Here is an 11,560-nt window from a genome sequence, read left to right as displayed (position 1 = left end):
GATTTGGTCAAAGTGGAAAGGGAGCCGAACTATTAGAAAAATATGGATTAACAAAAGAAGGAATAATTAAAAAAGTTAAAGAAAATTTATAAAAATATTTATTAGATAAAAATACAAATAATAAAAAGCTTGCTGAAAAAAATCTCTTCAGCAAGCTTTAAATAAATTTAATAAAAGAATAGAAACGATATTATAAACACAGAAAAATATTTCAATAGATAAGCATAAACATATTATTTATAACAAAAAGTTTTTTTGAAAAACTGAAAAAATTTAAATAATAATCTTAAATTCAATAATTTTTATTTATTAAAGAAACAAGAAAAAATAATGATAAATATGCTAAACTCGTCATAAAAAAATTAATAAATTCTTAAATTAATTTTTTCTTTTTATTTCACTTTAAAATATCTATTGACTTTTTGTAAATTATATAGTATTATACTTATTGAACGCGTGTTTATGAGGTGGTGTTTATGAACAGTAAAAAAATTGCAAAACTAGCAGGTGTATCTAGAAGTACTGTTTCAAGAGTTATAAATAATTATTCCAATGTTACAGAAGAAACAAGAAAAAAAGTACAAGCAATTATTGATAAATATGGATATACTCCTGATGCGGCTGGTAGGAGTCTTGCAGGAAAAAAAAACAAGGTTATTGGTTTATTCATAGTTGATCACTATTTAAAAAAAGATAGATATGTTATACATGATTCACCCTATCTATCAGAGTTTATTAGTTATGCTACCGATATAGCAGATGATCAAGACTATCATATTTTAGTCTCTGTTGTTACTCAAAGAGAAAAATATGAAAAAATAAGAACTTTAATTAATTCTAAAATGATTAGTGGAGCTATATTTGTAGGTGGTGGCGCTAAAAAAGATGAATTAGAAAAAATTATTAATCTTGGACATAAAATAGTTTTAATTGATGAACCTTTAGAAAAAAAATATGAAAATGTTCTTCATTTACTTTCTGAAAATTTTGAAGGTGGATATATGGCTACTGAAGAACTTATTAAAAATGGTCACAAAAAAATAGCTCATATTACAGGAGAACTTGAAAAATTTGATGCTTTAGAACGTTTAAGAGGGTATAAAAAAGCTTTAGAAGATAACAATATTAAATTAAAAAATAAATACATCGCATATGGTGATTTTACTATGGAATCTGGTTATTTAGCTATAGAAGAACTTTACGAACAAAACAAAAATGATATGCCTACCGCAATATTTGTTGCAAATGATTTTATGGCTATAAAAGTTATTGAATTTTTAGAAAATAAAGGGTTTAGAATTCCTGAAGACATCTCTATAATTGGATTTGACAATAGTAATTTTACACATTTTTTAGCAGGCGGACTTACTACAATTTCAAGGTCTATAGAACAATTAGTAAATCAGTCCATTACGAATTTAATAAATTTTTTAGAAAAAGATGAAAAAAAATTTGCAATTGATAAAAAAGTTAAAGTAAAATTAATTAAACGTAATACAGTAAAAAGTATTACAGATTAATTTCTGTAATACTTTTTTAAACATATATAAACACGTGTTTATATATGTTTAAAAAAGCTTTTGTTTATAAACGCATTTTCATGCGTTTATTATATATAGAATTATATATCTAAGGAGGAAAATATGAAAAAAATATTTAGAGTTGGAATTGTTGGTTTATTATTATTATTTACATTTGTTTCAGCATTCGCAAAACAAAAAGTTATTAAAGTTTGGGCTTTTAGTGATGAATTAAAAACTTATGCAAAAGACTTTGAAGCTGCTCATCCTGATATTAAAGTAGAATTTACTATTATACCAAATGAAGAATACCCTACAAAATTAAGACCTGTTTTAAGAACTGGTAAAGGTGCACCTGATATATTTCTTGGTGAAGCTGCTTACGTAAGAAAATGGGTAGAACTTGGAATGTGGGAAGATTTAAGTAAAAAATTTAAAAAAGATATTATTCAATATGAAAATCAAACTCCTGAATATGTTGCAAAACTTGGTTCAGATAATAAAGGTCATATAAGAGCAGTATCATGGCAAGCAACACCTGGTGGATTTTTCTATAGAAGAGCTTTAGCTAAACAATATTTTGGTACAGATGATCCTGCTAAAATAGAAGAAATGATTTCTACTCCAGAAAAATTTATTGCTTTTGGAGAAAAATTAAGAGATGCTTCTAATGGAAAAGTAAAATTACTTGCTGGATATGGAGAATATGAAAACATAGCCAAAGGAAGAAGAACTCAAGGTTGGGTAAATTCTAATAAAGAATTAGTTATTGATCCTGCATTAATAAAATACATGGATACTGCAAAAGCATTAAGAGATAAAAATATAACTGCTAAAACTTCTCAATGGACTCCTGCTTGGTTTGCTGGATTTAGTAATGGAGAAATATTTGGATATGTATTACCTACTTGGGGATTACACTATGTAATAAAACCTAATGCTGGAGATACTGCTGGAGATTGGGCTATTGTTAGAGGTCCTGCACCATATTATTGGGGAGGAACTTGGTTAGGAATTTATAAAAAATCTAAAGTTAAAAAAGAAGCTTGGGAATTTATAAAAATGCTTTGTATAGATGAAGATTATCAATATCAATATGCTAAAAAAGTTGGAGATTTTATGTCTAATACAAAAGTTGATGAAAAATTAGCTGCTGAAGCTGGTGATCCATTCTTAGCTGGACAAAATCATTATGAATTTTTCTTAAGAGAAGCTAAATTTATAAAAGGTGGATTAGAAACTTCTTATGACTTAGATTTAAATAGCTTATTTGGAAATGCTGTATTAAATTATGTAAATGGTGATATGACTAAAGATGAAGCAATAGCTGACTTTAAAAAACAAGTTAAAAATGCATTCCCTAGATTAATAGTAAAATAAATTTAAAAACCTTAATACTAAGTAGGAGCAAAAGCTCCTACTTAGAAAATATATATTAATTAAATCATTTATTTGATATATATTTTCTAAATTTTATAAAAAGGAAGGTAACAATTATGAAAGGATTTTTTAAAAACAAAGAAAATTATGGTTATCTATTTATTCTACCATTTTTTATCACTTTTTTAATATTCTCACTTTTTCCTATACTATATACTTTTTTCTTAAGTTTTAACTATTATGATGGATTAAGTGATATGGAATTTGCAGGACTCGCACATTATAAAAGGTTAATTACAGATCCTTTTTTCTGGACTTCTCTCTACAATACTTGTAAAATTTGGTTCTGGAATATTATTCCTCAAATTGGTGTAGCCTTATTTCTTGCTGGATTATTTACATTAAATAAAGTAAAAGGTGAAGGTTTTTTTAAAGCAGTATTTTATTTTCCAAATTTAGTTACTGCTGCTTCAATAGCTTTATTATTTAATGTTTTATTAGATTGGCAACATGGACCTATAAATCAAATCTTAATAGCTTTACATTTTATAAAAGATCCTATTAATTTTTTAAATATTCCTAGTTATGCACAAAATACCGTATCACTTATACAATGGTGGATGTGGTTTGGTCAAACTACAATTATTTTACTTGCTGGTATGTCTGCTATTCCTGAAACATATTATGAAGCTGCCAGAGTTGATGGTGCTACAAAAATGCAAATATTTTTCAAAATAACATTACCATTACTTAAACCGACTATGCTTTATGTATCTGTTACATCATTAATTGGTGGTATGCAATTATTTGATGTTCCCGCTGTACTTACAGATGGTATAGGTGCTCCACAAAATTCATTGATGACTATGATTATTTTCTTATATAATCAAGCATTTAGATATGAAAACTTCGGTTATGCATCGGCTGTTGCTTATGGTATATTTGCAATAATTAGCGTTCTTTCGTTTATTATATTTAAATATATGAAAAACGATAAATAAATAAAAGGTGGTTTAATTATGAAAAAAAATAAAGAATTACGAACAAAAATATATGTTTATGGAGTATTAGTATTTTTAACTGTTTTATCATTTATTCCTTTTTATATAATGATAGTAAACTCTACAAGATCAAATGTTGAAATTACTAGAGGTCTTAGCTTACTACCTGGTAAAGCCCTTGTAAAAAACTATAATATTTTATTGGATAAAATAGATATTTGGAGAGGTTTTAAAAATAGTTTAACTATTGCAGTACCATTTACTATACTTAGTGCTTACTTTGGGTCTCTTACTGCATATGGCTTTGCAGTTTATAACTTCAAATACAAAAACTTTTTATTTGGATTTATACTCGCTACTATGATGATACCACAGCAATTAGGACTTATTGGTTATTTTGAACTTAATAATAAATTAGGCTTATTAGATACATATTTCCCTTTAATAATTCCAGCTCTTACTAATACAATGACTATATTTTTCTTAAAACAATATGTAGAGCAATCATTACCTAAATCACTTGTAGAAGCTGCTAGAATTGATGGTGCTGGCGAATTTATGATATTTAACAAAATTTCATTGCCTATTATGATGCCTGCAATAGCTACAATGAGTATATTTAACTTTGTCGGAGCATGGAATAATTATATTTCACCATTAGTTTTATTATTTACTAGAGAGAAATATCCATTACCTGTTCTTATATCAATAGTTAGAGGTAGTGCTTATCGTACAAATTATGGAGCAATGTATTTAGCAATCGCTATATCAGTAGTACCTATATTAATTGCATTTTCAGTACTTTCAAAATATATAATAAACGGATTAACTATAGGAGCTGTAAAAGAATAATTAAAAAAAAGGGGATAATATTTCCCTTTTTTTAAATATTAATTTAAATAGGAGGTACATATATGAATTTCCAAAAAAATTTTTTATGGGGTAGTGCTTCAGCAGCCTATCAAATAGAAGGTGCTGCTAACATTGATGGAAAAGGTCCATCTATTTGGGATATTTATTCAAATATTCCTGGTAATACATTTAAAAATACAACTGGTGAAGTTGCCATAGATTTTTATCATAAATATGAAGAAGATATTAGTTTAATGAAAGAAATGGGACTAAAAGCTTATAGATTTTCTGTTTCTTGGCCTAGAATCCTACCTAAAGGAAAAGGTGAAATTAATCCAAAAGGAATAGAATTTTATCATAAAGTTATTGATAAATTAATAGAAAATAATATTGAACCAATTCTTACAATATACCATTGGGATTTACCACAAGCATTACAAGATGAATATGGTGGTTGGGAAAGCCGTAAAATAATAGAAGATTTTACTAATTATTGCAAAATATTATATAAAGAATATGGTAATAAGGTAAAATATTGGGTATCATTAAACGAACAAAATATCTTTACTTCTCTAGGATATTTACTAAAATTACATCCACCTAAAAAGAGTAACATGCAAACATTTATCAATGTAAATCATATTGCTAATTTAGCAAATGCTAAAGCTATTGAAGAATTTAGAAAACATGTACCAAATGGTCTTATAGGACCATCATTTGCATATGGTCCTACTTATGCTAAATCTGCTCACCCAAAAGATGTTTTAGCTATGGAAAATGCACAAGAAATTAATAATTTTTTATGGTTAGATGTTTATGCTCGTGGAGAATATTCGCCTCTTACTATTAATTTATTAAAATCTATTGGGATAACAATTAATTTCCAAGATGGTGATAAAGAATTATTAAAAAAAGGTATTCCTGACTTTATGGGGGTAAATTATTATTCTACTGCTACTTATAGACATATTACTAGAAAAGTTGCAAATGAAATAAATAATCAAAAAGGAAATACAGTTCAATCTGATGTAAAAGAATTACTTACAGATAAACTTTTTGTCCCTGCTAAAAATGAGTTTGTTAGATTAACAGATTGGAATTGGGTAATAGACCCTGATGGACTTAGAATCGCTCTTAGAAGAATTACTTCTAGATATAATTTACCTATTCTTATTACTGAAAATGGCTTAGGTGCTTATGATACGTTAGAAGATGGAAAAGTTCATGACGATTATAGAATTGAATATTTAAAAGAACATATTACGGCTATAAAAGACTCAATAAACGACGGATGTAACGTTTTAGGTTATTGTACATGGTCATTTCAAGATTTGTTTTCTTGGTTAAATGGTTATTCAAAGCGTTATGGTTTTGTATTTGTTGATAGGGATGAAGAAAGTCAAAAAGAATTAAAAAGATATAAAAAAGATAGTTTTTATTGGTATAAAAAAATTATTAATTCAAACGGAGAGGATTTATAATGAGATATTTTTTAACTTTTGATGTTGGTGGAACTTTTATTAAATATTCTCTATCAGATGAAAATGCAAATTTTTTAGAAACATCAAAAATTCCCACAAATAGAGATGGTGATAAAATACTTACCGATTTAATTAAAATAATTAATAAATATAAAAAAGAATATACTATTTCTGGTTTAGCATTTAGTTTACCTGGTTTTATTGATGTAGATAAAGGATATTCTATAACTGGCGGTATTATAAAAGAATTTTATGGTTTTGAATTTAAAAAAATTTTAGAAGAAAAAACTGGTATTCCTGTAGAAGTTGAAAATGATGCAAATTGTGTAGCTCTTGCTGAAAAATGGCGAGGTCATGCCACTAATTCTAATAATTTTATCTCTTTTACAATAGGTACTGGAATTGGTGGTGGAATATTTTGTAATGGATCTCTGATCAGAGGATATGGCTTTGGTGCTGGCGAATTTGGTATGCAAATCAATCAAAGAAAAAACATATTATATAATATGACTTCTAGTACACGTGGTGGATTAATTTTAGAATATGCTGAAAGAAAAGGACTAAAAGAAGAAGATGTTTCTGGTAAATTAGTATATGAATTAGCCGAAAAAGGCGATAAAGATGCTTTAGAAATTATAGAACAATTTTATGAGGATATTACTATTATGATATTTAATTTAAGCGTAGTACTTAATCCTGAAATAATTATAATAAGTGGTGCTATAAGTGCTCGAGAAGAACTTTTTAAAGAAATTAATAAACGATTAAATTATATTACTTCTCAAAATTTTTTCTTACAAAAAATAAAACTTCCTAAAATAATTAGAAGTAAATTTATAAATGATGCTGGAAAAGTAGGTGCATTATATCACTTTTTAGAAATGGAAAAAAATAGAAAAAAAAACTAGCTTCCTTAATTTAGGAAGCTTTTTTTATTGAAAAAATTTATTTTTTTTTCTAATCTATCCAAAAATTCTTTTATATAAGCATTTGGATCTTTAGGATTAATTATTCTGTTTACTTTATATATTCCTTCTTTTATTTTTTCTATTTTTTTAGTTATTGCACCTCCCCCAAATCCAAATGTATCTTGATCTTCTGATATAGTACGCATATTAAAAAGACACTCTGTTCCTTCTACTGCATATCCTATATTTTCTCCCCAATTATATGTATTTTTTTGTCTATACATATAATAAGGTTTTAATTTTTTCTCTTCTAATACTTCATTTATTTTATTTTCTATTTTTACTTTATCAAGCTCTATATGTTTATAATTTTCTTGATAAAGATGTGAGGCTCTTTTAATTGCTAATGTATGAATAGTTAAATTTTCTATATTATATTTTTTTATATTTTCTAATGTATTTAATATATCCTGTGTTGTTTCTCCAGGCAATCCTAAAATAAAATCCATATTTATTACAAATCCTAGTTTTTTAGCTATTTTATAATATTTATTAAATTCATCTTTATTATAATATCTATTCAATTTTATAAGAGTTTCTTCTTTAAATGTTTGTGGATTTATACTTATTCTATCTACTCTATATTTTTTCATTATCTCTAATTTTTTTATTGATAAAGTATCTATCCTTCCTGCTTCTACAGTAAATTCTTTTAAATAAGTAAAATCTATTTTTTCATTAATCTTTATTAATATTTTCTCCAAGTCTTCTTCAGTAAGAGTCGTTGGAGTTCCTCCGCCTATATATATACTCTCTATTTTCTTTTTAGATAAAGTTTCACTACATATTTCTATCTCTTTTAATAAACAATCCACAAATTCATTATAACTTTTACCTATTGAACTTTTTATTTCATATGAAGCAAATGAACAATATTTACATTTTGTAGGACAAAAAGGAATTCCTATATATACATTTATTTTATTATTATCCTTTCTATCTAATAAATTTTGTTCTTTATAAAATATAGTTTCTAAAAGTTCTATTTTTTCTTCACTTAATAAATATAGTTCTTTTAATATTTTTTTTACTAATTCAACATCTTTAATTATTTCATACATTGTATAAAATTTTTTAGTAGGACGTACTCCAATAAGTCCTCCCCATGGGTATTTTTTTCCCATAAGTAACAATAAAGATATTTTTGCCATCACAATTACTTGGTCTTCTATATAATTCTCATAATTTTTATATTTAAATTCTATTTCTTTGTTATCTATTTTGGTATTAATTAAAATATGATCAGCTATATATTTTAATTTAAACTCTATCTCTTTATCAAGAAGTTCTGGAATTAGTATTCTAACAAATTCTTTTATAGATTCTTCTCTTATTTCAAAATTTCTTTTTATACTAAACATCACTATCCTCTATTCCATTAATAAAAATTATTCCATCCACCACTACTCATTGATTTTGAATTTAAAAAGCTTCCATCTCGAAGTCTTTTTATCATTTCTGTTTCATCTATTATATTTCTTGATACTAAATCACGAAGTATTGACTCCATTGTTCTCATCCCATATTTTTTACCAGTTTCAAGCATAGAATATATTTGATGTGTTTTCGCTTCTCTTATAAGATTTGCGATTGCTGGTGTTCCCACAAGTAATTCATAAGCAAGCGCCATCCCCGAGTTATCTTTTTTAGGAATAAGTTGTTGAGAAATTACTCCTTTTAAAGAATTTGAAAGTTGTAACCTTATCTGTTGTTGTTGATCATGTGAAAACACATCCACAATTCTATCTATTGTAGATGCAGCATCTCTTGTATGTAATGTAGCAAATACTAAATGTCCTGTTTCTGCTGCTGTTAAAGCAGCTTCTATTGTTTCTAAATCTCTAAGTTCTCCTATTAAAATTACATCCGGATCTTGTCTAAGTGCATATTTAAGAGCTCTTGAAAAACTATCCGTATCTGTTCCTACTTCTCTTTGTTCTATTATTGAATTTTGATGTCTATGTAAATATTCTATAGGATCTTCAATTGTTATAATATGTGATTTTTGCTCTTTATTTATTTTATTTATCATAGCTGCTAATGTTGTACTTTTTCCACTTCCCGTAGGACCTGTTACAAGAACTATCCCATTTTTTAGCTCGCAAAATTTATTAAGTGTTTCTGGTAAATTTAATTCTTCAATAGTAGGTATTTCTGTATTAATCGAACGAAGTGCTGCTGCTATAGTACCTCTTTGATAATGGATATTAGCTCTATATCTTCCCATTCCTTTTATTCCAAATGAAAAATCAAGTTCTTTATCCATTTCAAATTTTGCTCTCTGTTCTTCATTAAGTATTGAATAAATCAGTTCTTTTACATTATCTGGCATAAGTCTTTCTTCAGAAAAACTTTCAATTTTACCTTTGATTCTATACACTGGAGCTCTTCCTGCTATAATATGAATGTCTGATGCTCCTTCTTCTCTTGCTTTTTGCAAAATTTCTAACATAGTCAATTTAATCACACCCTTTTATAATAATAATAATAAAACTATAATCCCTAATATTATTCTATATATTCCAAAAACTTTAAAACTTTTATTTTTTAAATAATCCATAAGCCATTTAATTGATAAATATGCTATTATAAATGATAGAAAAGAACCTAATAACAATAATCCCCATTCATTTAATGTAAAATTTAATCCATTTTTCACTATTTTTAATAAAGTTGCTCCAACCATAGTTGGTATCGCTAAAAAAAATGAAAATTCTGCTGCTACAGCTTTTGTTAAGCCTAATAATAATCCTCCCATGATTGTTGCACCAGATCTAGATGTTCCTGGTATCATTGCGAGACATTGAAAAATTCCTATTATAAATGCTGTACTATAATTTATATTATCAAATTTATTTATTTTTGATTTTTTTATAACTTTTTCAATAAACATAAATATTATTCCATATAATATAAGCATTAATGCTACTATTAGACTGCTATCCATAAAATATTCTTCTATCATATCATCAAACAAAAGCCCTAAAACTACTGCTGGTAATACTCCTATTACTATTTTGCTCCAAAGTATCATTTTTTCTTTAAATATATCTTTATCTTTAACAAATGGATTTAATTCTTTAAAAAAATATACTACAACTGATAAAATAGCACCTAACTGTATTATAACTAAAAAAGAATCCATAAATTCTTTTCTTAAATTACCTATTTTCAAAAAATTATTTACAAGTATCATATGTCCTGTACTACTTATTGGTAAAAACTCTGTAATCCCTTCTACTATAGAAAGTATTATAACTAATAAAACATTCATTTTATTCCCCCTATTTATAAATATTTATCATCTTTTTCTAGATAGTTTCTTACATAATCTTTTACTCCTTCTTCTAATGTATAAAACTCTTTAGTATATCCTATTTTTCTTAATTTATTGATTTCAGCTTTTGTAAAATATTGATATCTTCCTCTCAAATCCATTGGCATATCAACAAACTCTATTTTAGGATTTTTATTTGCATTTACTAATGTATTATATGCTAAATCATAAAAACTTCTTTCTTTTCCAGTCCCTAAATTATATACTCCATTTTCTATATTATTATTTAAAAAATACTCTATTATACTAACTACATCTTTTATATATACAAAATCTCTTAATTGCTCACCATCTTTAAAGTTTTTGTTATGGGATTTAAAAAGTTTTACATAACCATTTTCTTTAGCTTGATTATATGAATGAAATACCATTGATGCCATTCTTCCTTTATGATATTCATTTGGACCATATACATTAAAAAATTTAAAACCAACCCAATTTTTTGGTGTTTCTTTTTGTTTTAATGCCCATATATCAAATATTTTTTTAGAATATCCATATTTATTTAATGGTCTAAGTTTTTTATGTCCTTCTAAATTAATTTCATCATTATAACCTTGTTCTCCCAAGCCATAAGTTGCCGCTGATGAAGCATAAATATATTTTATATTATATCGTGTACAAAACTCCCATAGTTTTTTTGAATATTCATAATTATTTTTCATTAAAAAATCCATATCTTTTTCTGTAGTTGCAGAACAAGCTCCCATATGTATTACTGCTTCAATTTCTTTAGCTATTTCTTCATTTGCTAAATATTCAAATAACTCTTCTCTATCTACCCAATCATAATAGTCTCTTTTTGCTATATTTTTCCATTTTTCTTCTGTTTTTAATTTATCTACTAATATCAAATCATCTCTTCCATTTTCATTAAGCTGCCATGCTATTGCACTCCCTATAAATCCTGCTGCTCCTGTTATAATAATCATTAAATATTCCTCCTAATATTATTATTTATAATTAAAATTATTTCTATTTATATTTTTTTTATTCTTCTATATCTTACTTTATTATTTTA

General features: G+C 26.0%; 10 protein-coding genes. 6 read left to right on the top strand and 4 right to left on the bottom strand.

The genetic code is table 11. From position 1 onward, the window contains the following. Positions 1–476: 476 nt before the first annotated feature. The 6 genes from EV215_RS09645 (at position 477) to EV215_RS09620 (ending at position 7,142) form a co-directional block, all read left to right on the top strand. Positions 477–1,520, top strand: coding sequence for a LacI family DNA-binding transcriptional regulator (locus EV215_RS09645; RefSeq protein WP_134113806.1), 1,044 nt, complete (start codon positions 477–479; stop codon positions 1,518–1,520). 123 nt (positions 1,521–1,643) lie between these two features. Then, positions 1,644–2,900: an ABC transporter substrate-binding protein gene (locus tag EV215_RS09640; protein ID WP_134113805.1), complete on the top strand. Its 1,257-nt coding sequence runs from the start codon at positions 1,644–1,646 to the stop codon at positions 2,898–2,900. Positions 2,901–3,016: 116 nt separating this feature from the next. Further along, on the top strand, positions 3,017–3,901 hold the full coding sequence (locus tag EV215_RS09635) for a carbohydrate ABC transporter permease (protein WP_134113804.1): 885 nt from the start codon (positions 3,017–3,019) through the stop codon (positions 3,899–3,901). An 18-nt stretch (positions 3,902–3,919) separates the two neighbouring features. Then, complete coding sequence (locus EV215_RS09630; protein ID WP_134113803.1) at positions 3,920–4,753, top strand: carbohydrate ABC transporter permease; 834 nt, start codon at positions 3,920–3,922, stop codon at positions 4,751–4,753. Between the two features lie 62 nt (positions 4,754–4,815). Next, the gene (locus EV215_RS09625; protein WP_134113802.1) at positions 4,816–6,234 is read left to right on the top strand and encodes a glycoside hydrolase family 1 protein; all 1,419 of its coding nucleotides are present in this window, start codon (positions 4,816–4,818) and stop codon (positions 6,232–6,234) included. Further along, a complete protein-coding gene (locus EV215_RS09620) occupies positions 6,234–7,142 on the top strand; it encodes an ROK family protein (RefSeq protein WP_134113801.1) in 909 nt (302 codons plus the stop codon). The genes EV215_RS09625 and EV215_RS09620 overlap by 1 nt, the downstream gene beginning before the upstream one ends. A 5-nt stretch (positions 7,143–7,147) precedes the next feature. On the opposite strand, the gene EV215_RS09615 is transcribed toward EV215_RS09620, so the two are convergent. Genes EV215_RS09615 through rfaD form a run of 4 tightly spaced genes read right to left on the bottom strand, consistent with a single transcriptional unit; the run spans position 7,148 to position 11,471 of the window. After that, positions 7,148–8,563 (bottom strand): coproporphyrinogen III oxidase, encoded by a 1,416-nt coding sequence (locus tag EV215_RS09615; protein WP_134113800.1) that lies wholly within the window; start codon positions 8,561–8,563, stop codon positions 7,148–7,150. A 17-nt stretch (positions 8,564–8,580) separates the two neighbouring features. Next, complete coding sequence (locus EV215_RS09610) at positions 8,581–9,654, bottom strand: type IV pilus twitching motility protein PilT (protein ID WP_134113799.1); 1,074 nt, start codon at positions 9,652–9,654, stop codon at positions 8,581–8,583. Positions 9,655–9,675: 21 nt separating this feature from the next. Beyond that, entirely contained in the window at positions 9,676–10,476 is an 801-nt protein-coding gene (locus EV215_RS09605; protein ID WP_134113798.1) for an undecaprenyl-diphosphate phosphatase, read from the bottom strand. Between the two features lie 14 nt (positions 10,477–10,490). Then, a complete protein-coding gene (gene rfaD / locus EV215_RS09600; RefSeq protein WP_134113797.1) occupies positions 10,491–11,471 on the bottom strand; it encodes an ADP-glyceromanno-heptose 6-epimerase in 981 nt (326 codons plus the stop codon). Between the last annotated feature and the right edge of the window lie 89 nt (positions 11,472–11,560).

This window comes from Hypnocyclicus thermotrophus (assembly GCF_004365575.1).
Lineage (GTDB): Bacteria > Fusobacteriota > Fusobacteriia > Fusobacteriales > Fusobacteriaceae > Hypnocyclicus > Hypnocyclicus thermotrophus.
Note: the sequence above shows the minus strand (reverse complement) of the source record. Positions and strands in the feature narration are given on the sequence as shown.